General features: G+C 48.1%; 28 protein-coding genes. 9 read left to right on the top strand and 19 right to left on the bottom strand.

Annotated features, from left to right (window positions below; all coding sequences use genetic code 11):
• Positions 1-58 precede the first annotated feature (58 nt).
• The gene (betI, locus tag ACZ5DR_RS08670) at positions 59-649 is read right to left on the bottom strand and encodes a transcriptional regulator BetI (protein WP_377368527.1); all 591 of its coding nucleotides are present in this window, start codon (positions 647-649) and stop codon (positions 59-61) included.
• A 313-nt stretch (positions 650-962) separates the two neighbouring features.
• Here betI and ACZ5DR_RS08665 point away from each other — a divergent pair, with 313 nt between their 5' ends.
• Genes ACZ5DR_RS08665 through ACZ5DR_RS08645 form a run of 5 tightly spaced genes read left to right on the top strand, consistent with a single transcriptional unit; the run spans position 963 to position 5,159 of the window.
• Positions 963-2,108, top strand: coding sequence for a MalY/PatB family protein (locus ACZ5DR_RS08665; protein WP_377368529.1), 1,146 nt, complete (start codon positions 963-965; stop codon positions 2,106-2,108).
• A gap of 59 nt (positions 2,109-2,167) precedes the next feature.
• Entirely contained in the window at positions 2,168-2,557 is a 390-nt protein-coding gene (locus tag ACZ5DR_RS08660) for a hypothetical protein (protein ID WP_377368531.1), read from the top strand.
• A 46-nt stretch (positions 2,558-2,603) separates the two neighbouring features.
• Positions 2,604-3,401: a sterol desaturase family protein gene (locus ACZ5DR_RS08655; protein WP_377368533.1), complete on the top strand. Its 798-nt coding sequence runs from the start codon at positions 2,604-2,606 to the stop codon at positions 3,399-3,401.
• 9 nt (positions 3,402-3,410) lie between these two features.
• Positions 3,411-4,073: a YceH family protein gene (locus ACZ5DR_RS08650; protein WP_377368535.1), complete on the top strand. Its 663-nt coding sequence runs from the start codon at positions 3,411-3,413 to the stop codon at positions 4,071-4,073.
• 42 nt (positions 4,074-4,115) lie between these two features.
• The gene (locus ACZ5DR_RS08645; RefSeq protein ID WP_377368537.1) at positions 4,116-5,159 is read left to right on the top strand and encodes a Gfo/Idh/MocA family protein; all 1,044 of its coding nucleotides are present in this window, start codon (positions 4,116-4,118) and stop codon (positions 5,157-5,159) included.
• A gap of 25 nt (positions 5,160-5,184) precedes the next feature.
• Here the strand turns inward: ACZ5DR_RS08645 and ACZ5DR_RS08640 are convergent, their stop codons facing one another.
• A complete protein-coding gene (locus ACZ5DR_RS08640; RefSeq protein WP_377368539.1) occupies positions 5,185-6,111 on the bottom strand; it encodes an AEC family transporter in 927 nt (308 codons plus the stop codon).
• A 127-nt stretch (positions 6,112-6,238) separates the two neighbouring features.
• Between ACZ5DR_RS08640 and ACZ5DR_RS08635 the strand changes: the two genes are divergently transcribed.
• The gene (locus tag ACZ5DR_RS08635) at positions 6,239-6,937 is read left to right on the top strand and encodes a pirin family protein (protein WP_377368541.1); all 699 of its coding nucleotides are present in this window, start codon (positions 6,239-6,241) and stop codon (positions 6,935-6,937) included.
• A gap of 104 nt (positions 6,938-7,041) precedes the next feature.
• Positions 7,042-7,797: an EAL domain-containing protein gene (locus tag ACZ5DR_RS08630; protein WP_377368543.1), complete on the top strand. Its 756-nt coding sequence runs from the start codon at positions 7,042-7,044 to the stop codon at positions 7,795-7,797.
• Between the two features lie 29 nt (positions 7,798-7,826).
• Here ACZ5DR_RS08630 and ACZ5DR_RS08625 read toward each other — a convergent pair whose 3' ends face one another.
• From ACZ5DR_RS08625 to ACZ5DR_RS08600, 6 genes are all read right to left on the bottom strand, one after another.
• Positions 7,827-8,606 carry a heme ABC transporter ATP-binding protein gene (locus ACZ5DR_RS08625; protein ID WP_377368545.1) on the bottom strand — a complete coding sequence of 260 codons (780 nt, stop codon included), beginning with the start codon at positions 8,604-8,606 and terminating at the stop codon, positions 7,827-7,829.
• Positions 8,607-8,609: 3 nt separating this feature from the next.
• Positions 8,610-9,686, bottom strand: a complete 1,077-nt coding sequence (locus ACZ5DR_RS08620) for a FecCD family ABC transporter permease (protein ID WP_377368547.1) — start codon at positions 9,684-9,686, stop codon at positions 8,610-8,612.
• Positions 9,687-9,708: 22 nt separating this feature from the next.
• Positions 9,709-10,566 carry a heme/hemin ABC transporter substrate-binding protein gene (locus tag ACZ5DR_RS08615; RefSeq protein WP_377368549.1) on the bottom strand — a complete coding sequence of 286 codons (858 nt, stop codon included), beginning with the start codon at positions 10,564-10,566 and terminating at the stop codon, positions 9,709-9,711.
• A 29-nt stretch (positions 10,567-10,595) separates the two neighbouring features.
• On the bottom strand, positions 10,596-11,123 hold the full coding sequence (locus ACZ5DR_RS08610; RefSeq protein WP_377368551.1) for a HugZ family pyridoxamine 5'-phosphate oxidase: 528 nt from the start codon (positions 11,121-11,123) through the stop codon (positions 10,596-10,598).
• Complete coding sequence (gene hutX, locus ACZ5DR_RS08605; protein ID WP_377368553.1) at positions 11,116-11,511, bottom strand: heme utilization cystosolic carrier protein HutX; 396 nt, start codon at positions 11,509-11,511, stop codon at positions 11,116-11,118. The genes ACZ5DR_RS08610 and hutX overlap by 8 nt, the downstream gene beginning before the upstream one ends.
• A 118-nt stretch (positions 11,512-11,629) precedes the next feature.
• The gene (locus tag ACZ5DR_RS08600) at positions 11,630-12,808 is read right to left on the bottom strand and encodes a methyltransferase (RefSeq protein ID WP_377368555.1); all 1,179 of its coding nucleotides are present in this window, start codon (positions 12,806-12,808) and stop codon (positions 11,630-11,632) included.
• 166 nt (positions 12,809-12,974) lie between these two features.
• Here ACZ5DR_RS08600 and ACZ5DR_RS08595 point away from each other — a divergent pair, with 166 nt between their 5' ends.
• On the top strand, positions 12,975-14,171 hold the full coding sequence (locus ACZ5DR_RS08595; protein ID WP_377368557.1) for an amino acid aminotransferase: 1,197 nt from the start codon (positions 12,975-12,977) through the stop codon (positions 14,169-14,171).
• Positions 14,172-14,246: 75 nt separating this feature from the next.
• Here the strand turns inward: ACZ5DR_RS08595 and ACZ5DR_RS08590 are convergent, their stop codons facing one another.
• From ACZ5DR_RS08590 to ACZ5DR_RS08565, 6 genes are all read right to left on the bottom strand, one after another.
• Complete coding sequence (locus tag ACZ5DR_RS08590; protein WP_377368559.1) at positions 14,247-14,852, bottom strand: UPF0149 family protein; 606 nt, start codon at positions 14,850-14,852, stop codon at positions 14,247-14,249.
• Positions 14,853-14,934: 82 nt separating this feature from the next.
• The gene (gene parE, locus ACZ5DR_RS08585) at positions 14,935-16,833 is read right to left on the bottom strand and encodes a DNA topoisomerase IV subunit B (protein WP_377368561.1); all 1,899 of its coding nucleotides are present in this window, start codon (positions 16,831-16,833) and stop codon (positions 14,935-14,937) included.
• A 110-nt stretch (positions 16,834-16,943) separates the two neighbouring features.
• Entirely contained in the window at positions 16,944-17,528 is a 585-nt protein-coding gene (locus tag ACZ5DR_RS08580) for a YqiA/YcfP family alpha/beta fold hydrolase (RefSeq protein WP_377368563.1), read from the bottom strand.
• A gap of 26 nt (positions 17,529-17,554) precedes the next feature.
• The gene (locus tag ACZ5DR_RS08575; protein ID WP_377368565.1) at positions 17,555-18,007 is read right to left on the bottom strand and encodes a DUF1249 domain-containing protein; all 453 of its coding nucleotides are present in this window, start codon (positions 18,005-18,007) and stop codon (positions 17,555-17,557) included.
• 26 nt (positions 18,008-18,033) lie between these two features.
• Positions 18,034-18,987 (bottom strand): acetyltransferase, encoded by a 954-nt coding sequence (locus ACZ5DR_RS08570; protein WP_377368567.1) that lies wholly within the window; start codon positions 18,985-18,987, stop codon positions 18,034-18,036.
• 3 nt (positions 18,988-18,990) lie between these two features.
• The gene (locus ACZ5DR_RS08565; RefSeq protein WP_377368569.1) at positions 18,991-19,614 is read right to left on the bottom strand and encodes an NUDIX domain-containing protein; all 624 of its coding nucleotides are present in this window, start codon (positions 19,612-19,614) and stop codon (positions 18,991-18,993) included.
• 172 nt (positions 19,615-19,786) lie between these two features.
• On the opposite strand from ACZ5DR_RS08565, the gene ACZ5DR_RS08560 reads away from it, so the two are divergent.
• Positions 19,787-20,356: a DNA-3-methyladenine glycosylase I gene (locus ACZ5DR_RS08560; RefSeq protein WP_377368571.1), complete on the top strand. Its 570-nt coding sequence runs from the start codon at positions 19,787-19,789 to the stop codon at positions 20,354-20,356.
• Here ACZ5DR_RS08560 and ACZ5DR_RS08555 read toward each other — a convergent pair.
• Genes ACZ5DR_RS08555 through ACZ5DR_RS08535 form a run of 5 tightly spaced genes read right to left on the bottom strand, consistent with a single transcriptional unit; the run spans position 20,353 to position 24,248 of the window.
• A complete protein-coding gene (locus tag ACZ5DR_RS08555; RefSeq protein ID WP_377368573.1) occupies positions 20,353-21,648 on the bottom strand; it encodes a DUF4910 domain-containing protein in 1,296 nt (431 codons plus the stop codon). The genes ACZ5DR_RS08560 and ACZ5DR_RS08555 overlap by 4 nt on opposite strands.
• The gene (locus ACZ5DR_RS08550) at positions 21,645-22,439 is read right to left on the bottom strand and encodes an AAC(3) family N-acetyltransferase (RefSeq protein ID WP_377368575.1); all 795 of its coding nucleotides are present in this window, start codon (positions 22,437-22,439) and stop codon (positions 21,645-21,647) included. The genes ACZ5DR_RS08555 and ACZ5DR_RS08550 overlap by 4 nt, the downstream gene beginning before the upstream one ends.
• A gap of 10 nt (positions 22,440-22,449) precedes the next feature.
• Positions 22,450-22,680: an acyl carrier protein gene (locus ACZ5DR_RS08545; protein ID WP_377368576.1), complete on the bottom strand. Its 231-nt coding sequence runs from the start codon at positions 22,678-22,680 to the stop codon at positions 22,450-22,452.
• A gap of 45 nt (positions 22,681-22,725) precedes the next feature.
• Complete coding sequence (locus ACZ5DR_RS08540; protein ID WP_377368577.1) at positions 22,726-23,664, bottom strand: ketoacyl-ACP synthase III; 939 nt, start codon at positions 23,662-23,664, stop codon at positions 22,726-22,728.
• Positions 23,664-24,248, bottom strand: coding sequence for a hypothetical protein (locus tag ACZ5DR_RS08535; protein WP_377368578.1), 585 nt, complete (start codon positions 24,246-24,248; stop codon positions 23,664-23,666). The genes ACZ5DR_RS08540 and ACZ5DR_RS08535 overlap by 1 nt, the downstream gene beginning before the upstream one ends.
• Positions 24,249-24,430 lie beyond the last annotated feature (182 nt).

Below are 24,430 nucleotides of genomic sequence, written 5' to 3'. Positions count from 1 at the left end.
CTCACACGATTCAAAATAGTCATCAAAATTTATTCACGCCTCGCTTTCAAAACACGCTCTACTGCGCCTTTTCCGGCAATGCCGTGACCAATATCTTGTTGATCACGTTGGCGGCGTAGTCACTGTCGATCCCCCCGGCTAGGGAGCCTCGAAGCCACATACCGTCAATTAAAGCCGCTACCGTAAAGGCCAGTTCGCGGGCATCTTCGAGCTCTAGTTGCTCTCGAAATACCGCCACAAGCGCACTTTGCAAGCGGCGTGAATAAACATTTTGTAAGCGAAAAAGCGCTGGTTTGTGCATCGCTGACGCCCAAAACCCCATCCAAGCTTTGACGACTTGGGGGTGCGTCTGAGATTGACTGATACTGGCGCGCACAATCGCCATCGCTTTATCTAGGGTGCTGCCCTTTCGAGCCCTATGCAGCTCGCTATGCAACACCTCAAAAAATTCTTTAATCAGGCTACGCATGGTTTCTTCTAACAAACCATCTTTGCCACCGAAGTAGTGGTTGATGATCGCGGGGGAAACGCCCGCTTTTTTACCAATTACGCTCACCGTTGCGCCAGGAAACCCTAATTCATCAATTGCTGTAATGGTTGCTTGAATCAGTTGTGGTTTTCTAATTTCTGGCATTCCAACCTTAGGCATCTGCATTCCTTTTAATTAAACAACCATTTAATAAAAACTATAGTAGACAGAACGTCAGGGAATGGTCAACCCTTAATAGCTCTAAACATTAGTCGTCAAACAACCAGAAGGTACGGATACAAAGGAATGCAGCGGGAAAAAATATTTTTCTTATTATGTAAAAAAGATGATCACTTTTTACACGCTACCCTAAATCTGCCCATTTGAGTTATCTAAAAACGTCCTGTTTATGCAATATTGTGTCTCTAACGACTTTGCTGTGGCAGTATGTTTTGAGTCTTACAAAACCACATGACACTGATAGGGAGTTTATATGAGATTGGCGTCTCGTTTCGATACAATTCACGACCGAACCACTCAGCAAAGCGATAAATGGGCCAAGTACCCAGCTGACGTGATTCCAATGTGGGTTGCTGACATGGATTTCGACGCACCTGAGTGCGTAAAAGAAGCCCTCCACAAGCGTGTGGACGAGGGAATATTTGGTTATACCTTTCCTGCTAAGTCATTAGTGCAGGCCATTCAAGAGCATTGCCAAACACGCTATGACTGGACACCCCACTCTGCCCACTTTGTACACTTACCAGGGCTAGTGTGCGCACTACATTTGTGCGTTCAAGCACTGACAGAAGCGAGCGCACGGATCATTGTACCAAGCCCAGTGTATTACCATTTAACCAAAGCACCTTTGATGGCTGGCCGTGAATTAGACCTAATTCCCTTTGGGCTCAAAGAGAATCGCTGGACAGTAGACCTGGAGCAACTGGCTGCATCTTGTGCCAAGCCCGATGCCCAAATGATCTTGCTGTGTAATCCGCACAACCCAGGCGCCACCGTATATCGCCGCGAGGAACTGGAAGCCATTCATGCTCTTGCTAAGCAATATGACCTGCTAGTGGTTTCTGATGAAATCCACTGCGATCTCATCTTAAACGGCGCCCAACACATCCCCTTTGCCAGCCTAAATGAGGATGCCGCCAATCGAACCGTGACGCTAATGGCCCCTTCTAAAACATTTAATTTAGCAGGTTTAGCCTATGCCTTTGCTGTCATTGATAACGCCAAGTTGCGCCAACGCTTCAATGAGGCGCGCGGCGCTCTGATTCCCGCACCAAATTTGCTAGCCCTGGTAGCGGCTGAAGCCGCCTATCGAGAAGGCCAAGACTGGCACCAAGAGCTACTAGGATATTTGTATAAAAATTGTGAATACATTCGACAGCGAATTGCCGGCACCAAGATTAAGATGGCAGAGCACGAGGCTACGTATCTCGCATGGTTGGACATAAGTGAGTACAAACTTGAAGATCCTCAAGCCTTTTTCCGCAAGGCGGGATTGGGCATTTCTGAAGGTGCGGGGTTTGGCGCACCGGACTTTATTCGCCTAAACTTCGGTTGTCCTAAATCACAATTAGAAGAAGCCATGAATCGTATTTTGGCAGCGCTCGATAGCTTGTCTTAACCAACCCATCCAGCCAGTCGTCAACATACGCCATGCAATCAGCCCCGTTGGAGGTGCTTATGTTGACGACACTTAACCCAAGTGCGCTAAAGGATTGCAGCGTAACCCCAAATGATCACGTAAGTACGGATCTGCAAACGCTCACGGAACTTATTTTTGCCATTGCCCCTGAGGCCGCCCTCATCCAAGAAAAAGGCGTCAGCGTTTTTTATCTGACGGATCGTTGGCTGTTTGCCATCGCCCCTCACCAGCACAATCTATGTTTGTACTATTCCGCCGATGTGGACATGACCCAGTTTGCTGACCGTCTAAGCAATACCCACTTAGGGGACCACTGCATCATCATTAATGATCTGGACATGGTGAATTTAAATGTCCTAGTGGAATTACTGGCGGTAGTTAAGGTCGATATACAAAGAAAACTGATACCAAGTCAGGCACTTCACTGAGGGATTTCGTGTAAACTAGCGACATCGAGCTGGTTTACGGACACCTATGATCGACTATTCATTACGAATTTACGCTTTTATTTTTCTTATCAGTGCGCTGCTAGCATGGCAATGGGCAGCGCCCCGTAAGCCGCTTCAATATGCTCGCCAACGGTGGTCCCACAATCTAGGTCTGTTTGCACTGGACGCTCTTCTCGTTCGCATCTGTCAGCCTTTAATCTTAACCGGAGTAGCACTACTTCCCAGTGCCACTTTTGCACCATTGACCCATTTGCCCGAGGCTTGGGCGTTGATTGTCTCCTTGATTCTTTTGGATGCGCTTATTTACTGGCAGCATCGATTGTTTCATACAGTCCCTTGGTTTTGGCGTTTACATCGGGTACATCACAGTGACCCTGAATTGGACGTGTCCTCAGCGGTGCGCTTCCATCCCCTTGAAATTCTTCTGTCCCTAGTCATTAAAGCCGTTGCAATCTGGTTACTGGGCGTCCCTGCGGCGGCCGTTCTATTGTTTGATATCTTGCTCAATGGCTTCGCCATGTTTAACCACACCAATGTCCATTTAAAACACCCAATGGATAAATGGTTACGTCGCTTGGTGGTGACCCCCGACATGCATCGTATTCACCATTCTCGATTAACAGAAGAAGCCAACAGCAACTATGGCTTCTGCCTCAGCTTCTGGGATCGTCTGTTTGGCAGTTACACCCCCGATAGCCAACAGGGAGATCAAAAACTTGCCATAGGCATGCCCGGTACTCGTTCTTTCGCGCCCAAGCGCTTTTCACATTTGCTCACTATGCCCTTTTCACTCTTTATCAAGGAAAAGGACTCATCGTCTTAGGAGATTGCCATGTCGTATTACGCCTTAACGGCTAAAGAAGCCCGCGTTATTGGTTGTTTAATGGAAAAGTCCATCGTGACACCGGATCACTACCCTTTGAGCATCAATGCCCTAACAAACGCCTGTAATCAAAAATCGAGTCGCGACCCAGTGACCCAATACAGTGAATACGAAGTACAGGAAACGGTAGATGGACTCGTATCTCGTGGGCTAGTGACAGAAGACTTTTATCAAGGAAGCCGTGTGGCCAAGTATCAACACCGCTTCTGCAATACCGAGTTTTCAGATTTACAACTCACTGGTGGCGAGACTGCCATCGTTTGCATGTTGCTCCTACGTGGCCCACAGACGCCGGGAGAGCTTCGTTCTCGAAGTGGACGCCTATATGCCTTCCAGAGCATTCAAGAAGTCGAACAAGGGCTAGAGAATCTCACCCAAAAGACAGGTGGCCCCTTCACAGAGCAACTGCCAAGAGAACCCGGTAAACGCGAATCCCGTTACCGGGAGCTATTTTGTACCGAGCAAGATTTAGCAGCCTATGCCAGCACTGCACCAGAACCAGTATCAGAACCAGTGAATGATGAGGTGGATCAACGTATCGCCCAGCTAGAGCAACAGGTAGCAGATTTGACTGCACGATTAGCTGCGTTAGAAGCCCAGAGTGAACTATAATCCAACCATTGCCACCACATTTATATCCACTAGGAGTCTCTTATGAGCGAAGTACGCTGGGGAATCATTGGCACAGGCACCATTGCAAAAGCCTTCGCAGCAGATTTTCGATATGCCAAAACAGGCGAATTGCGAGCGGTTGCTTCCCGTGACAAGGGAAGCGCTGATGCGTTTGCCGAGCAGTTTGGTATCGAACTGGCGATGGTGGATTACTTTTCCTTAATCAACAGCCACGAAGTAGACGTCATCTACATTGCTGTGCCCCACGTGTTTCACTTCGAACTCACCAAGGCGTGTATCTTGGCGGGCAAGCACGTGCTGTGTGAAAAGCCTTTCACCCTCAACCAAGCCCAAGCCAAAGAGCTGTTTGAGCTGGCCCAAGCCAAAGAAGTGTTCGTAATGGAGGCCATGTGGTCACGCTTCAATCCGGCAGTAGAACAAGCCCTAGAGTGGGTTGAAGAAGGAGAGATCGGCAACGCCCAGAGTGTGCAAGCTAGCTTTGGTTTTGCCTTGGAGCAAGACCCAAGTCATCGTTTGTTTAACCGAGAGCTGGGGGGCGGCGCGCTTCTGGACGTTGGGATTTATCCTATCTTTTTGGCACAGCTTATCTTCGGCAAACCGGACTTTGTACAGAACCAGGCGGTCGTTGGGGATACGGATGTAGACTTACTAGAACAGCTACTACTGGGCTGGGACGGTGGTCAGCTGGCCTCACTAGAAGCGTCAATCATTACTCAACAACCCAATCGCGCGGTTATCTCTGGCACCCATGGCTATATCGAGTTTGATAAAGAATGGTACAAGGCCAAAGCCATCACCCTATGTAAACAGGACGGCTCAGAGCACACCATGACCTTTGATTTCCAAGGGGTGGGTTATCAATTCGAAGTGGAAGAAGTAAACCGTTGCATACAGGAAGGCGTTCTGCAAAGCCCGAACCATCTTTGGGAAGACACCCTGAACTTACTCTCGACCATGGATGAGATTCGCCAAGACATTGGTGTCTCCTATCCGGGTGAGCCGGAGCTCTATGAGATGGATGTTGAGCACCACCACCATGAGCACAACCATCACCACAAACACTAACCTATCTCAACACCTAGCAATTGCCTTAGCTCAACCAACTATGAGCTAGGGCAATGCTTACTGGCACCGTTATCATCGACATCCCAGTTTGTAAGGTGATAAACGCCGCCATACGCTCCGCATCCCCCCCTAACTGCTTCGCCAAGGCATAGGCCGAGGTAGCCGTAGGCACAATACCGAACAAGAGCGCTACAGACGCCGCCAAGCCAGAAATCCCCAACACAAAACACAATCCAATGACGACCGCGGGAAAGACCACAAAGCGCCCCACGGCAGAGATCCAAAAACTCATCCCCACACTACGGATCGCAGTAAAACGCACCCCAGCACCAACTGCCAACAACACCAGCGGCAAGGTCGCACGGGACAACATCTCCGTCATATCCGACAGAATCAACACAGGCGTTAACCCCAGTAAATTCAAACTGATCCCTAACGCGATCGACAAAATCAACGGGTTACGTAACAACTCCTTGGAAATCAACGCCGGCAACGACTGACCCGGTTTACCGTGCATGGACACCAAGCACACCACTAAAAACACATTCACCGAAGGAATCAACACCGCCGCCCCTAATGCGGCATAGACAAGACCTTCAGCGCCATACAAACGCTCCGCCAAGGCTAAGGTGATAAAGGTATTAAAACGGATCCCCGCTTGGATCATTGAGGTAGTTGTTGGGTTCGGCGCTTTTATCCCCTTGGCCAACAGGTAGACAAACACAGCTGTGACGCACATAGCCCCCACAAGGGTCACCCCATAGTCAAACAACATGGGGTTGTTGAAATCAATGACACTGGTTTTAGAAAACAAGAGCGCTGGGAACAGGCACCAGTAAACCAGCTTATCCACCCCTTGCCAAAAGCCATCAAATGGAAAGCGCCAATGCTGAAAAGCAGCACCAACCATCAATAATAGGAACACAGGCAAAATGGCGATGAACAAGGTCATTCGGGCTTCCTTAGCAAATACATCAGTTAAACTGATAGATAATCTCGAAATATTGCGTTTTTAATTTATTTTTTCGATATATAAACTACTCCTATATCGTCGCAAGACCAATTTATAGGAGTTAATCATGATCACTTTACGCAAAGCACAGGATCGTGGCCATGCTAATTTTGGCTGGCTAGACAGTCACCATACGTTTTCTTTTGGTCACTATTACGACCCAGCCCACATGGGGTTTTCACAACTACGCGTCATCAACGATGATACGGTGACACCCTCCATGGGCTTTGAAACCCACGGCCACCGTGACATGGAAATCATCAGCTTGGTGACTCAAGGGGTCATCGCCCACAAAGACAGCGCGGGCAATATCCGTGAGCTACCAGCGGGTGAATATCAGCTCATGTCTGCGGGTTCAGGGATCTTTCACAGCGAGTTTAACGCATCGTCTGAGGAAACGTTAAAGTTCTTGCAGATCTGGATTCAGCCAAACCAAAAAGGCGGAAGTCCAGGCTACCAACAGAAAAGCTTTGGCGAAGAAGAAGGCTTTACCACTGTGATAACCGCCGATGGCAAAGAAGACACCCTGCAGATCAAACAAGACATGCAGTTGATACAGCTGATCTTAGAGGATGCTCAAAAAGCCACTTGGCAAGGTGATGCAAACCGCAACTATTACGTACACCTAGTGGAAGGAAGCATCACCCTAAATGGAGAGCATCAGCTTACAAAAGGTGACGGTGCCAAAATAGAGTCTCTGGCTGACCTGCACTTTGCAAAAAGCACGGATCAACGCGCCAAAGCCCTGATTTTTGATTTACCCTGATCTATCCTATCTAATAGGCAAACAAAACGGAGTGCGATAATGCGCCCCGTTTTACTTTATCTTTAACAGCCACAGGTGACGACATACAGGAAAGAGAGCTTTTTATGGAGCAACCCGATTTTAAGCAGTACGGCTGCCAAGAGTGCGCCAAAGGGTGTGACCTTGATTTCCAATTCACCATGGCATTTCAGCCAATTATCGACACACGAACTCATTCTATTTACGCCCAAGAGGCCCTCGTACGAGGCATTAATGGCGAAGGCGCTGGACAGGTTTTCCAACACGTCAATGATGGCAACCGCTATCGGTTTGATCAAAGTTGCCGTGTGAAAGCCATAAAACTGGCTGCCCAATTGGGAATCACCTCCAAACTCAGCATTAACTTTTTGCCCAACGCCATCTACAAACCTGAACTCTGCATTCGGACCACACTGGCGGCGGCTGAGCAATATGGTTTTGACTACAAAAAAATTGTCTTTGAATTCACCGAAGATGAGCGCATTCAAGACCATGACCACCTAATCAACATCATTAGGCATTATCAAGACCTTGGCTTTAAAACGGCAATAGATGATTTTGGCTCCGGTTATAACGGACTCACACTGCTCGGCACCATGCCCACCGATATCGCCAAACTAGACATGGAACTGATACGTGACATTGACACAAATCCAGTCCGTCAAACCCTGATTCGCCATACACTGGCCATGTTTAATGAGCTAAACATTACAGTGATCGCAGAGGGGATTGAGACCTTGGAAGAATATCGCTGCTTAGAATCCTTAGGAGTTCATTTATTTCAAGGCTTTCTCTTTGCAAAGCCCGCATTTGAATCCCTTGCAGAGATAAACTGGCCCTAAGGCTAACTCTCAAAGTACCTGAGTACACCTCATTTTGCGGACGCTTGAGGCAACACAAATGACATCGGGGCGGTAGGCAGTTGGTTCACTTGAATTGGCCATTGGTAGGCTCGAGTGAGATTCTCATTTGTCATGACAACTGGAGGAGAGTCTTGAATCAGCAGCCTCCCCTTCTCAAACAGTGCAATGGAATCAGAGTACATAGCCGCGAGATTTAAGTCATGCATCACGGCGATGACACCGCCACCAGCATTAGCAAACTCCCGAGCAATGCTCATCACTTCAATCTGGTGCCCAATATCCAAAGCAGAAACAGGCTCATCTAGAAATAGCCACTGGGCGTCTCCAGCCACCACCGGATGCCAAACCTGCACCAATACTCGGGCAAGCTGTACCCGCTGCTTCTCCCCCCCTGAGAGTTCTTGGTAAAAACGGGGTTCGAAGCCCTTCAAGCCAACCTTAGCAAGGGCAAGGCTCAATAGCTCTGGATGGCTCCCATCCATCCCATTGCGTAACCCTAGACGCACGACCTCTAAAACAGTGAACGGAAAAGACAGGCTAGTTGATTGGGGCAATACGGCTCGCCGGGTTGCTAGCTTCCAATCTGGCATCGATACCATGTTATTACCATCAAACATAATATCGCCGCTGTAAGCCATTTCTCCGGTCAAGGCTCGCAGAAAGGTGGTTTTCCCAGACCCATTAGGCCCAGCAATGGAGACTAGTTCGCTAGGCTTCGCGACAAAATTAACACCTTCAATGATGCTTTTATGCCTTATAGCGACCCCAACGTCATGGGTAACAATCATAATTTACAAATCCAGAATGTTGCGATTGCGGAGCAGAATATAAAGGAAAAATGGCCCACCGATGACGGCCATGACAATCCCAATAGGCAGTTCTGCTGGGGCAATGATGGTTCGACTGATCATATCGGCAACCAGTAATAAAATAGCCCCCAGCAAGGCCGAAGCCGGTATTAGGTATTTATGATCAGGACCGATCAACAAGCGTAACAAGTGCGGAACGACGATCCCCACAAAACCAATACCACCGGAGGCCGCTACAGCCGCCCCAACCGCACCTGCCACGGTTAAGATGGCGATGCTTTTTAGCCTTTGCACCGGAATACCCAAATGCATAGCCGTGGCCTCGCCTAGGGCCAGTCCATTGAGTCCCCGCGCTAAAAAGGGTGTCACCATTAAAGACAGCAATATTAATGGAGCCGTCATGGCCACCTTATCCCAGGTAGCTCCCGCAATAGAGCCAAGCCCCCAGAAGGTCAAATCCCGAAGTTGGCTATCATCCGCTTGATAGACCAGTAGCCCAGACAAGGCACCCGTTAATGCACCTAAGGCGATACCGGCCAACAACATAACGGCCACCGACGTTCTACCCTGACGAGTCGCCACTTTATACAGCAAAATCGTGCTGATCCAGCCCCCTAAAAAGGCCGCCACAGGGACTAAATAATAACCCAGACTGCTGAGCAAATATCCGGGTAAGAGGCCACCAATGACAATTGCTGAAATCGCGCCCAAGCCAGCACCAGCACTCACACCAATCAGCCCAGGATCGGCTAACGGATTACGAAACAGCCCTTGCATCACGGCACCAGACACAGCTAACGCGGCTCCCACCAGCATCCCCATTAGCGTTCTTGGAGCACGTATATCAAACAAGATAATGTGTTCTCTAAGGCCAATCTCATGACCCGTCATCAAGGTTTTCAGGGCGGTATACAATGGCGTTTGGGTGGCACCCGTCGTTAAGCTCGCAAGAGCCACAAAAAAAAGCGCAATGATCAAAAGTAGAATCAGGGCCTTAGCCCGCTTAGTTCTATCTCCGGTGCTCTCGACGGGAAAAAATGAAGTCAAAATAGCAATCATGGTAAATCCATTTACCTAACAACTAAGGATACATAGCAGCATGTAGCTCAGTGATGGCACTCCCACTGCGGGGACCAAAACCAAGCAGCAACAAAGCATCCATTCGAACCACGCGCTGGTTCAAAGCTGCGTTCGTTGTTTGTAGAGCAGGCATAGCAAAAAGCGCATCATTGTCTGCGTCATGATTACCGCGCCCCGCTTGAGCCCCCATCATCAGAATAATATCCGGGTTCGCTTGGGTAACCGCTTCGTCGCTCACCTGCTTGTAGCCAGTGAACTCACTGAAGACATTCTCCCCGCCCGCCAGCCCAATAATACCGTTTGCAGCCGTATCAGCCCCTGCGGCCATGATTTTCCCGCTACGGGTTGAAAGAATAAAGAGAACCTTCTGTTTCTCAGTCACTTGGCTGACGGCTTGCTCCGCGTTCAGCAGTTGCTGATTTACCTTCTGGGCAAGCTCCTCCCCACGCTGAGGTACATTAAGAGCCTTTGCAACCGCTCTAATCTTGCCGACTATCCCCTCTCGGGTGTAACCATCTTTAATGGTGATATAGGGGATATTGGCGGCTTTTAACACTTCTATGGTTTCTTGGGGCCCAGTGTTTTGCTCTGCAATAATCAGGGTCGGCGCAACGGAGAGCACCCCCTCAGGGGACAAAGCTCGAGCATAACCAATGTCAGGCAATGCATTCGCCTCTTTTGGCCAAGTGGAAGTGGTATCACGCCCCACTAATAAGTGCTGCTGGTCTAGGGCATACACTATTTCGGTGACTGCGCCGCCGATGGAAACGAGACGCTCCTGAGCCCATGCTCCAGAAACTAACGTAGTGAAGCCAAAGGCGAGAATCCATCGAAAAACCATATGACATGTGTTTATCATTACATTTACCTGTTAGGGAGAGCTTAAAATCAGCGAGGCTTGTGCCCTTCACGAAGATGCGAAATGGTTGAATTACCTGTAATAGCGTAAGCACGGCCAAAGCCCTTTACATAACGTCCACTGGTGGGTGTTAAACGAAACATTTTAAAGTCTGAAAGCTGGCTTAAGTTCTGCGCTCGCTCCCCATGACGGGACACAAGAGAGGCCAAACCTTGGTTCCAAGCCTCGGAGTTCACTTCTAGCAACTCCGCATCCATCTGATAATTCACACGCATTCGTGCAAACAGCTCACCTGCTGTATCTTCATCTTCAATAATCAGAGCTGAAGCCTTGGGCATGTGTCGCAAGTTTTTAGCATGCAACGCAATGTCGCTGATAAGGATGTAATAGCAGTCTTTGCCTATGCCAAAGGGCGCATAGGACGCAAAAGGAAGATTATTTTCATTGATAGTGGATAACATCAAACTTTTACGGCTTGAGATAAATCGCTCTATTTCAATACGAATTTTGTCTTCGGTGGATTGAGTTAAGTTGGATACTGTTGTTGCATCAGTCATTTTTAGCAGTCTCTTCAAGCTGGTGAAATCGAGCAACCTGAGGCTCGATCAAATTACCGTCCGCATCTCGACCTAAAAATATTTTAAACACCGCCTCATCGTCCTTAATGAAAGAAAATGCGTGAGAGAGGCGTCCTCGGTGAAGTTTGGTGATGAGTTCAATACGATCCAAGGTATCTAGCTTAAGGTGTCCCTCAAAGCCTGTTTTACCTTTCAGGTTGTAATAACCCTGAGCGTTTTTACCTTCTGGAAAATCGCCCTTAAATTCAAAGACACTTCCCCCATGAATGATAATGGTCGTGGTATTCCCCCAGGTGGCAATGTCAGATAAAAGAGACTCAGCTTGATCCGCTGGCAAATATGGGTGGGAGCTTGTGTTAGCGTCCATTGTTTTGTTCGACTCCTGACTCAGGTAAAAACCCTAAGCAGAATACAAACTTCAAGAAACAATGTAAATAGAAATCATTATCACTTTTATTAACAAGCGATAAATACCTTGTGGATCTTTATGGGCGCAAAGCCGAGATCATCAAATTTCGAGGGGTTAGTGATGCCTCACAAAATTCACTGATACGAACCTGATAACCGGCCTCTTCAAGTTGTAACCCTCGATCTAGCACGAGCCAGAGTTCTAAAGGGCGGCGAAAATACTGAGTGATGGCTTCTATCTTGGCCACCTGCTTGGCTCGCTCATTGCCCACTTGCTCAAAGCCGGCCGTTGATAATTTTCCCTTTAGATGAGTGAGTTGCTTTTGCGTCATAGCCCAGTCACAGAAGGCTTCAAAGCCTTCATTTAATAAGGATTTAGCGCAAGACGGCACATTTAAATAATGGTCTACACCTCGAGCTTTGCGCTGCCACCCATCAAAACCAAGGCGGTAGGTGAGCTCTTTTTGTTTCAGGAGCTGCTCCCGTGCGCCTGCCGTAGCAACTTCCTTCACGGCCAGTTTGAGGTTATTGCGACTAAGCTGAACGTTAGCGTTTTGACCTTGCTTAGAAAGCGGCGTATACAGTGTTTCTTTTGTTAGATGATAACAACAAGGCGACAGCTGAATGGATTGCAAACCAGCCTCGATGGCCTGTTCGATTAATACCCGGTGCAAATCGCCACAGGCGTGGAGCGCCACAGCACTGTTAGCCTTCGATAAGGGCTGAGCCCCCTCTCCTTTCAGTACATCGGTACAGGTGAAGGTTTGATCGATGGATAAGTCTTCAGCTTGTTTCTGTCCCGTATCACAAAGATTTTGTTGCCATTCCAAGCTGTGGACTTGCACCTGATGCTGATAGGCCAATACCTTACCCAAATGGCCTTTGCCTGCGCACCACTCCACCGCCGGACTGATGGGGTGAGCCATTCGACTAAAGGCCGTAATCTGATCCCATTTTCGGCCTTTGATGCCCTGGCTGAAATAGCTAGGCGGCGAGGGAAGTGCCTGAGCGTCAGTTGAAAATAACCAATCACAATTAGGCTCAGCTCTGAATTCTGGCCAGAACTCTTCTAAAGCGTTTTGCACGGCTTCAGGGGTGGGCACGTTCGGCTGCTGGGTTAACCACTCGCAAAGCTCTGGACAGTGGGCCCGCCATGGCCAATCTAGCTCGGCAAAACTTTCGATGTCCCACAAAGGTTTAAACTCTGCAAGCCAATTATCCAATGTCTCAAATAGATCGTTAAGTGTAGCGGTCATGGCAGCCTGTGAAAGGTGTTCATTTTTTTGGACAGTTTATTCAATGTTTGCATATATCATCACTTTTTCGAATTGTATTTTATCGTCAAAAGCGCAGAATATGTGAGCGTTTAATCTCATCAAGCATCGTTATACTTTGCCTAAATAAGTAAGGAAAGATCCCGACATGTTCAAACACCTAAAAGCCGTTCCTGGTGACCCGCTATTAGCCCTAATCGTTGCCCATCAACAAGACCCAAACCCAAAGAAAGTCGACTTGGGCGTAGGCGTTTATAAAGATGATCAAGGGCGCACCCCTATTTTAGAATCTGTTAAAAAAGCAGAAGCTATTATGGTGGCTAATGAGGAAACCAAAGCTTACTTAGGTGTCTATGGTGCGGCAGATTTTGCCCCACTGATCCAGACATTGTTGCTTGGCGCAGACAGCGAAGTCATCAAACAAGGTCGCATTCAGTCGACACAAACTCCTGGCGGTACAGGCGCACTTAAAGTCGCAGCAGACTTCATCAGTGCAAACCTAGCGGGCGCGCGTTTATTTGTCAGTGATCCAACTTGGGGTAACCATACCTCTATCTTCAACTCCGCAGGCGTTGAAGTCATTGAATACCCGTACTACGACCCAGCAACCAATGACGTTCGCTTCGACGATATGATGACCTTCCTAGAAGCAGAAATGAAAGAAGGCGATGTATTGTTGCTGCACGCTTGCTGCCACAACCCCACTGGTGTTGATCTACAACTAGAGCACTGGCACACCCTGACAGACTTTGTTAATCAGCGCAAAGTGTTGCCTTTGATTGATGCTGCTTACCAAGGTTTTGGCGATGGTCTAAACGAAGACATGGCGGGCCTACGTTACATGGCGGAGCGCACTCCAAGTATGTTGATTGCCAACTCTTTCTCGAAAAACTTCGGTATCTACCGTGACCGTTGCGGTGGTTTGAGTGTGATTGCAGAAACAAGCGAAGAAGCGAAAAACGCATTCTCCATCATTGGCCAAGCGATCCGCGCAAACTACTCCATGCCACCTGCTCACGGTGCCGCAGTGGTTCACACCATTATGAACAACCCTGAGTTACATGCTCTGTGGGAGTCTGAAGTAACGCAAATGCGTAACCGTATCAATGGACTGCGTAGTCAACTGGTACAAAAGCTTGCTGCATCCGGTGTTAGCAAAGACTTTAGCTTCATTGAAAAGCAGCGCGGCATGTTCTCTTACTCAGGCCTTACCCTAGAGCAAGTGCGCAAGCTTCGTTCCGATTACTCAATCTACATCGCTGATACGGGCCGTATGAGTGTGGCCGGCGTAAGTGATCAAAACATCGATTACCTATGTGAGTCCATCGCCAAAGTAGTGGGTTAATCCCATACAGCTCCATCAAAAAGGGCGCTCAATGAGCGCCCTTTTTTGTCTATGTTTTTTGTCTATGTGCTAGGGTCAATGCAAGATGGGCGTACTATCGCCACTGGAATCAATCTGAATCTCTGGGTGATTGTGCTGAGCCAAACGCACGATGGATGGCTCTAACGATTCGCGCCAAAATTGCACTTCCGCATCACTCATCGCGTCCAGTTTTTGCCACCCCGCCGGGGTACCAAACAGGCGTACACTGGCCATGACTTCGTCGATAAACTCACGTGATCCAGTATGGGACAATCCCGTAAGTCGAGCACCACGCATAAATCCAGCACACCAGTCTTCTACTATGATGGTCACCTGACCTTTAGGGTCTTCGTGCTCCAAATAGACAGGGTTAAGATTGCCATTAATCAACCCATCAACCGCTTCTAAATGTAACAGCATCACCAAGCCATAGAATTCATCTTCTTCATCGGATATCGGCCATTTAGGCTGGTCTTCTGGCGCCCCCCAAATAGCGGGCAACCAATCACTGGGCGCCAGCACATCTTTGCTGCACCCTATAGCCGAGACAAAACCATCAAGCTCTGAGACAGAGATGATTGAGCGCTCCGTGGCATGCTTTTGAAGGTGATAGTCCAACCGTTCGTACATCGCCTCAATGGGTAAGGCATCGTTCTGCATAAGAGGTCTCTAGTTCAACTGCTTAGGTATTAAGTGTAATAGGTTTCCAGCAGTTTGCTGAAAACCTATTACAAGAGAGTGATTAATCCACAACCGCTAGGTTGCCATAGGTTTCTAACCAATCTTTGCGGTCGCTGGCACGCTTCTTAGACAGAAGCTTATCTAGCACTTCGCCGGTGACCGTTGGATCTTCCATGGTAAGTTGAATCAAACGACGGGTATCAGGTGCCATGGTGGTTTCACGCAGTTGTGCTGGGTTCATCTCACCCAAGCCTTTGAAACGCTGTACATTGGGGGTGCCACGCTTATTCTCTGCTGCCAGCTTGTGCAAGATGATGTCTTTTTCTTCATCATCGAGGGCGTAATGAACTTCTTTCCCTAAGTCGATACGGTAAAGAGGCGGCATCGCCACAAACACGTGACCACTGCGAACCAAGGCAGGAAAGTGACGAACAAACAGGGCACATAGCAAGGTCGCGATGTGCAGACCATCGGAGTCCGCATCCGCCAGAATACATACTTTGCCGTAGCGTAAGCCCGACAAGTCATCTTCCACAGGGTCCACCCCTAGAGCCACAGAAATATCATGGATCTCCTGTGACGCCAAAACTTGGCCAGAATCCACTTCCCAAGAGTTCAAAATCTTGCCACGCAAGGGCATGATGGCTTGGAAGTCTTTATCTCGGGCTTGCTTGGCTGAGCCACCAGCCGAGTCCCCTTCCACTAAGAAAAGCTCACTTCGAGCGGAATCTTGCCCTGCACAATCCGCAAGCTTGCCCGGCAGCGCTGGACCTTGAGTGACCTTTTTACGCACGACTTTTTTGCTGGCACGCATACGTTTTTGCGCACTGTTAATCACCAGCTCGGCAATCTTTTTACCATCGTCTACGTGCTTGTTGAGCCAAAGACTGAAGGCATCTTTAACCGTTGCGGAAATGAAAGCAACAATCTGGCGAGAAGATAAGCGCTCTTTGGTTTGCCCTGAGAATTGTGGCTCTTGTAGTTTTGCCGACAAGACATAGCTACAACGCTCCCACACATCTTCCGCAGTAAGCTTAATGCCACGGGGAAGTAAGCTGTGAAAGTCACAAAACTCACGAATACCTTCTAACAAGCCAGTACGCAGGCCATTCACATGGGTACCACCTTGGGCGGTAGGGATGAGGTTAACATAGCTTTCGGTGATCAGCTCTCCACCTTCAGGTAGCCATTGTACGGCCCAATCAACCCCTTGAGTTTTCTCTGCTAAGCCACCAATAAAAGGCTCTTCAGGAATCAACTCAAAGCCTTCATTTGCTTTCGCAAGATAGTCTTTAAGGCCATCTTCAAAGAACCATTCTTCACGGGCTTCTTCTGCACCACTTTGGTCAATGAAGACCACATGCAGGCCCGAGCACAAAACGGCTTTCGCTTTTAATAAATGCTTCAAACGGGACAGGGAAAACTTGCCACTGTCGAAGTATTTAGGGTCCGCAGAGAATTTAACCATTGTACCTGTGTTCTTTTTGCCGACCGTCCCAACTTCCTTGAGTTCGGACACCTTATGGCCATCTGCAAAGCCAATGTGATATTGCACACCACCACGTTTTACCCAGACTTCAAGAGACGTGGATAAGGCGTTTACCACACTTACCCCAACCCCGTGCAAACCACCTGAGAATTGGTAGTTGTCGCCGGAGAACTTACCACCCGCATGCAATTTAGTCAGGATCAACTCCACCCCAGAGACGCCTTCTTCCGGGTGAATATCCACTGGCATACCACGGCCGTTATCTTCCACACTCAAGGAATTATCTTTGTGCAGGGTGACCGTAATGCGATCCGCATGACCTGCTAAGGCTTCGTCAACGGAGTTATCGATGACTTCTTGGGCAAGGTGGTTAGGGCGTGTTGTTTCCGTGTACATCCCTGGGCGTTTTTGTACAGGCTCTAGCCCGCTGAGAACTTCTATCGATCCGGCGTTATATTCTTTTGCAGACATGGGTACTTCCAAAATTCGGGGCGGGGTTCCGCCAATAAAATCTAGCTTGAAACGAGTCTATAACAGAGGTTTTCGTTGTAGCAAACTTAGTATCAGGTAATGGTGAGATTTCAAACAGAAAATCCGCTAAAACGCAAAATTTCGTCTATAAAACGATCAAATTTTACAAAGCTGTGGTCGCCCCCTTCTTCGTGGGTCAACTTTGCCGGTGTGGGGTAACGTTGAAGCGCCGCACGGTAATCCAGCACCTCATCTTGCTCCTGCACCATAAGCCATGTGCGCGAAGTCTCTGGCGCTGCGATATCGATGGCCTCCAGCTCCCCCATGTGGCGCTCGGCCAATACATAATGCTCGTCAGTATAAGGATTATGCTGAGGGCCAAGATAGTGGCGTAGGAGTTTTGGCGCTTCCACCGCAGGGTTTACCAACACCACAGGCAACTGAAAGCGCTCCCCTAAGTAAGTGGCGTAGAAACCGCCTAGGGAGCTTCCCACCAAGGCCACTTCATGCTCCTCTGCTAGGCGTTGTTCAATAAAATCAGATAACTCTGCAATCGCTTTCGCTGGCTGCCAGGGCAAACGAGGGCAAGCAAAGTGCTCTCCTAAGCCAAGGGCTTCCATACGCTGTTTTACTTGCTGAGATTTGTAGGATTTTTCAGAGCTATTAAAGCCGTGCACATACATCAAAAAGGGCATAGCAGGCTCCGTGCCATTAAGCCAAATCAGGCAAATTGGATATTTGGCAGATCCGTCATGCGGTGGCCATGCTTCAGGCACAGCTCAAGCAAATCAGACAATTGTTGATTTAGACGAAACTTCTCATCTCGATGATGCATATCGTCATTGGGGTACGGATAAGCCCCTTGGTAATGACGATGACCATCGGTGATTTCAGCAATGCCTACGTCATGGTACAGGCGCACAGTCATGACCAAATCACTGTTGAAGGGTAATTTAACGGAGATCTGCGGTGAAAACGTCAGGGTTAGTTGTGCCGTAAAGCGGCTTTCTTCCGTTAGCTCTAACGAGAGATGACTTTGTTGCCCCGCCGTATGAATAGTGAAGTGCCATGCATCGTCCTCTTCATAGCCACGCACAAGCTTACCGAGACGTCGATAATTCAACTCTCCTAGTAGCTGTAGCTGGGCTAAATTCGGTACATATGGGTGTTGCATGGATCATCTCATTCGCTGTCGTTTTGTTAACTTTGTAAACCATTTTCACCATTAATGGGGGCATTTCGATTCATTTCAAGGATAGAACAGTCCGCCTCATCTGCCACTAAGGAATCATCTTTCCCTTGCCAATAGCCATTAAACCACTCAAAAAACTCAGACTTATCTTGCTCAGAAAGCGCCCCTTGAAACCGGACTGGTAAAGGAACATGGCGCACCCTAACCTGCACAGGTCCAACGCGCCCACACAATAAATCCCAGTAGGACACCACTTTATCGCCATAAACAATGTTGACGTCCGTGATGCGGGTAAACTTACCTGGCATGGCTTGCAGTACCATGAAAATGCCCCCGGCTTTAGGTCGAAGTAGCTTTTCATAGGGAGACTGTTGGGCCTTATGTTTGGCGAGGGTAAAGCGAGTCCCTTCCACAAAACTCATCACAGCACTGGGGCTCGACATTAGCGACTCACAGGATTTTTGTGTGGTGGCCAGATCCTTACCCATCAGCTCAGGATGTCGTGCTAGCTTGGCCTTGCTGTAACGTTTTACATGGGGAAAGCCCATGATTTTCGTTGCTGAGCCCACCAAAGGCAGCCAGCCTAGGGTATCTTTCATAAATATCCGCGGCATGGGGACGCGCCCTTGCACTTGGGCCAACAACACAAAGGCATCCACCCACGTCTGATGGTTAGCAATAATTAGGTGCCACTGGTCGGCCTTCGGCTTAAAGCTTTCATCCAACTGCCAAGTGACCCCCAGCATCCGATGAAACCACCACTCACAGGCTCTGACCCAACCTCGATACCAGATATCTACCTTAGGGCGTGACCATGCGCTGGACTTTCCTGTGAGCCAGCCAAATAAGCCAATGGCATGAATGGCAATGCCGCAGACCAAAATATTGCTGTTCACAAAGACCAGCGACAACAAGCCGATAAACGGTTTTGCCCAAGGCCAAGGAAGCCACTTCACTAACATAGGTTACTTGCTCTCTGTCCAAGCTGTGAGTAGCTTGTGTTTGTTCAACATAAACCACTGTAAGCCCATGATAGTACTCGCATTAACAATGTCTTGATCCAACAAACCTTGAACCTCATCCGCTGCGATAAGATGCAACTTGATGTCTTCGTGCTCTTCGTCCAACCCCATGGTGGCAGTCAAGTCCACCTTGTCAGACTCAAACTCCCCTGCGTACATACGCAAGTGCTCAACTAACCCACCTGGAGATGGCACAAAACGCATCATGTATTCCATGCGCAGCACTTCCACTCCGGCTTCTTCTAGGGATTCACGGCGCGCCACATCTTCATCAGACTCCCCTTCTTCCACCATGCCTGCCACCAGCTCCAATAACCATGGGGATTCGTGAGCGGGCAAACAGGGACGAAATTGCTCTATTAGCAGTAATTTGTCTTTCACTGGATCAAATAACAGCACGCACACCGCATCGGGGCGCACCATCATTTCTCGGGTCATGGTATCGGACCATTCCCCATTGAACTTACGATGACGCAAGGTGCGCTTATGCATTTTAAAAAAGCCGTCATAGACCACTTCGTCTTTTTGAACATCGACATCGCTTTGCTGGTAAGTCGGTTTAAACATGAATTCTCTTCCTTATCGTACTCGCGATCAGGATACGCCCCCTGATACAGGTGTTTGCTTGCTATGATAACGCTAAAACACGCTTTGAATCGATGCATCCCTAAACAGATTTGCTCCAGCGCCAAATAGGTAATAGAGTCAGATTTATTTAAACTCACTAAGGAAACATACCATGGCGGACATGCGTTGTGACTGGTGCCTAGGCTTCCCTGAGTACATTGAATACCACGACAAAGAATGGGGTATTCCCGTAAAAGATGATCACACCTTGTTTGAATTCATCGTCCTCGAAAGCGCCCAAGCAGGCCTCAGCTGGAGCACCATATTGCGTAAGCGAGAAGGTTACCGAGCAGCCTTTCACGGTTTTGATCCCATTAAGGTAGCGAACATGTCCGAGGACGACATAGAGCGTTTAGTACTCGACCCAAGCATCATTCGCCATCGCGGTAAGATCGCCGCCACCCTCACCAACGCCCAAGCCTTTTTACGCATCGCAGAAGAATTTGGCTCATTTTCAGACTATTACTGGGGCTTTAACGACCACAAAGTCACAGTGAATACTCCTAAAACCCTCGCTGATGTGCCCGCAGTCACGCCGCTGGCGGAGAAGATTTCAAAAGACATGAAAAAACGAGGTTTTAAATTCTTTGGCCCGACCATTTGCTATGCCTTTATGCAGGCGACAGGCATGGTGGAAGATCACCTAGTGGGATGTGTGGCGAAGCCTGCTGACCACCTTTAGTAGGTGATCAGCCCTTCGCGATTTAAAGTTTTCATGATCGGAATTATTTCCCAAATAGGCTCATTGATTCGCTCTGCGATCTCAATCAAATCCATTTCCCCATCGCAGTAACTGATAAAGTTCATCATGGCACGCACATGGTCCGCATGGCCTTTAGAGGAAATGGTTGGGTATAGACCGCGTTTACCTAACTGGGGCTCACAGAGCACAGTTACCTTCGGATAATGATTGTGTTCAATTGCCTCTATGGCTCGACGTAAAGCAAGATAACCGCCGTATAGTCCTGCTTCTGAGATAAAATCTAAGTTATCTAACGATGTATGATATTCTGGGTATTCCCCATATTTGGATCGCATCATGGCACACATGGGCAAATCCACCCCTGGAGCACAAAACTGACGCTCATCACTACCGCGATCTAGCCAAGTGTAGTGGGTCACCTCACTGCCAATAAAACGCAGAACATGCTGCGCAGCACGGTCTGATAAGGTCCCGCCTTTTCGGCTTGGCAAGTAAGAATAAGCCAGATCATCCCCTACACAGGTCACCACAAAGCCAGCTTTCACATGTTGCTGTAAATGCTCTAGATGCTGTGACAAGTACACAATTGAACCAATGGTTTCAGGTAAAAATAGCAATCGGTAAGTGTACTTTCTCGACGGCATATCCTTTAAGGTCTGAATCAGCGCCATCAGCACAGCAGGGCCAGAAAGCTCATTATTGGCCATAGATGGGTGACACACATAAGTGGTCAGCAAGATCTCTTCTTCTGTTTCCCCTGGCAGCACAAGCTCACCATAGTTCAACACGCCTGGGGTAAGATCAGAGTCCACATGCACATGATAATGACCTGGCTTCAGGCGCTGACGAGCCTCATGGGTAAGACAAAAGCCCCAGCGCTCCTTGTAGTATGACGTCACATACGGAATCGCATCTGGCTGTTCAGGTATCGAGTACAGGTGTTCCTGTAACTCTTCTAAAGACACCGTACCATCAAAGGCAGTGGAATAGCCCAACACATGTAAATTGTGATCAGCAAAATCAATCACCCGCTCGCCACTTTCATGCTCTACCCAAGCGTCGCGGATGTGCCATTCAGGAGGAACCGTCCAATCAAAAGCCAGACTGCCACTGGGAACTGCTTTGACACCTAATTCAGGCACAACCTTTTGTATGTAAGAAAGGGTCTCTCTCACTCCAGGGCCGGTTAGGCTTCGACAAACAGGGAACAAGTCTTTAACCCAATTGTACATCTGCCCAGAGATGGCGTTTTTTTCTTGCTCGTTAATCATTTTTGAAAAGGCTTAGTCTGAGGTTCCTTACGGAGCCAAATAAATGGGTTTTCGATCATTAACTGCAATACATGATCGTAGAACTGAGACATAGAAAAAGATTCTATAAAGGAACGCCCCAAGGGGACTTTATGCAACTCATGCTGCTGCTCAAAAGACGCCATAATGGTCACATTCCGATCTCGCTCTACCTCCATATCGCGATACAAAACATGCAGATAAAAGGGTTCAACCTGCACGGCCTCTTGGCGCACAACAGGCTTCATAAACTCTTTCACATAGCGATATGGCACAGCAGCAGCGAGCTCCACGTGATGCACAAGACTGACACTGTTACGCGCTTCTTTACCGAGAGCAAGGAATAAAGCATCCCTCTTAACCATGGCATCAAAGGGAGTGCCTGCACCGTAAACATGACGAGACTTACCTCCACAGATTTCCTGCGCTTGTGCACCGATGGCGGTAGAAGATGAAAAAGGATGGAACTGGCGACATGCCATATCTTGCTGACGAATAAAATCAGAAAATGGCCCGGTTTCACTGGGAGTTAAATGTGGGTCGAATGGCTCATCGGTATTCACCAATTTAAAACTATGGGTGGGCACCACTAAAGTACCTGTCTCCCCCAGCAGCTCCATTAACACATCAAAGTGATCCTGAAAGAGTGTTGCCTTGTCTTTGGATTCATAGCGACCTAGCCGTCCAAAGTTTCCTGTGACGTAAACAACTTTTCCTTCGCACACTCCTGCTCGACGATAAGCATCGAGCAGATCTTGTCTTGAATAATCCATCCAATAACTCTTAGGCTTTTGCGTTGACGTAATCAAGCAAGGTAGCGAAAGAATTCAGCTGCTCAAAATCTTCATCAGGAATAGCAACGCCTAGCTCATTGTCGATTTCCACAAAAAAATTAAAGATATCCAAGCTGTCTAACCCCAACTCAGAAAAAGTGGTCTCTGGGGCAACATCGTCTTTTGCCACACTGATATCTGCCTGAGCCATTAATTCTACTAATTTTTCTAGAGTAACCATGGTGTCCCCTCCGCCATCGGCATGTTTTAGAATAGTATTTAAAATTTATGAGTGATTGCTTGATAACACGGCCGTCGCCCAAGAAAAGCCCACGCCAAAGCCACATACGATGAGGTTTTGGTAGGTATTAACCGACGCTAGAATGTGGCGCTCAAGCAATAAAGGTATGGATGAGGATACCGTGTTCCCCGTATCTTCAATATCTTTAATAAAACGTTCTTTATGTTGAAAGCGGCGCGAAATAGCATCAACGATCGCAGCACTTCCCTGATGCACAACAAAGGCATCAATATCTTCTTCTGTCAGCTGTTGCTTTTCGATCACCTGTTTGATGTGTGGTGCAACTTTAGTGGCAGCGAAATTAAACACCTGGCGGCCGTTCATGGATAAGATGCCATCATGAACTTTCAAAAACTCTTCGCCCTCACCATCTGTTCCATAAGCTACCGCCCCGAGATTTAAGACAGGAGAACTGCCTAACCAAGTGGCTGTGGCCGCATCACCAAACAACATAGAAGTCACTCGATCTGTCGTATCAATTACTTTTGAGTAAGGATCAGCAGTGATCAGTAGGCCGTTTTTCAAACCCGAAGCCTGCATCATTCCTTGCAAAATATACAAGCCATACACATAGCCAGAACACCCTAAGGACACATCAAACGCAACAATATCGGTTCGTAGCCCTAATTTTTTCTGCACCACCGCGGCTGTGTGAGGTAGACCACAACCATCGCCATTTTGAGTGACCACTACAATCGCATCGACCTGATCAAGATCGAATTCAGACGTATTTGCTTGCAGTGCTTTCACCGCCTCCACACACAAATCTGAGGTTTCTTGGTCCGCCTCCTTTCGTGGTAGTCGTAACGCCCCCAGCTTTCCTTTCACAAAATCTTCCGATTCTCCAAAAGACTCAGCCAAAGCAAGGTTATCTAGGGCTGTCGTTGGCACATAACTGCCAATTGCTTTAATACCAATCGTCATTAAGGACCTCCAACGATAAACCGAATCGTGCCAATCTCCGCGTCATCAATCAGCACTCGACTCACTGAAAAACGGTTAGGTATATAATTTTTAAGGCTAATTTGCAGGCTGCTATATGAGTCGGGCAAAGCCGTTGTGGCATTTAACTGCGCAAACACCCATTTCCCCTCGACCTTTGGTGCAAAGTCATAATGCAGCGCCTTTGTCAGGGCTACCACCATTTCTATGGTGCTATATTCATATTGAACGGCCGTTGAAATGCTTTCTTTAGCATCATTTATTAGCGCCCCATGGACAGCACGTTCCTCATTAAACTCATAGCGCTCTGTTACCGGCTTATCCGTTTGTACCCACCAAAATGAAACCTTCTCACCAGCTTGGGTCATGGCTTCCCCTTTACAGGGAGAAATAGCCGCCTCATCAGGAGCGGTTAAACTGAGTGAGCATTGGTGTGTTGCGAAGCTTCTAAAAGAAAGACTGCAAATATGGGAGAAATCTGAACAGGCCTGAGCCATTAACTGCTGAGAAAAACGATAAAAGTCCGTGCCATGTAGATACTGACGGTTTCCTTTAAACTGAAACATTGGGCTCCTCAATGCTACGCGCCAATAGTTGGAAAAAAGCCGCAGACTGTACCAAAATAAAATTTGCTACGACTTATAAAACATTGTTTTATTTAGCTTTACAATAGCAGATATCGCACACCTTTGATTACTTGAAGATAAGGCAAATTGACAAAATCGTGCTTTAGAGATTTCGTACCCGG

Source organism: Marinomonas vaga, from assembly GCF_055388305.1.
Note: the sequence above shows the minus strand (reverse complement) of the source record. Positions and strands in the feature narration are given on the sequence as shown.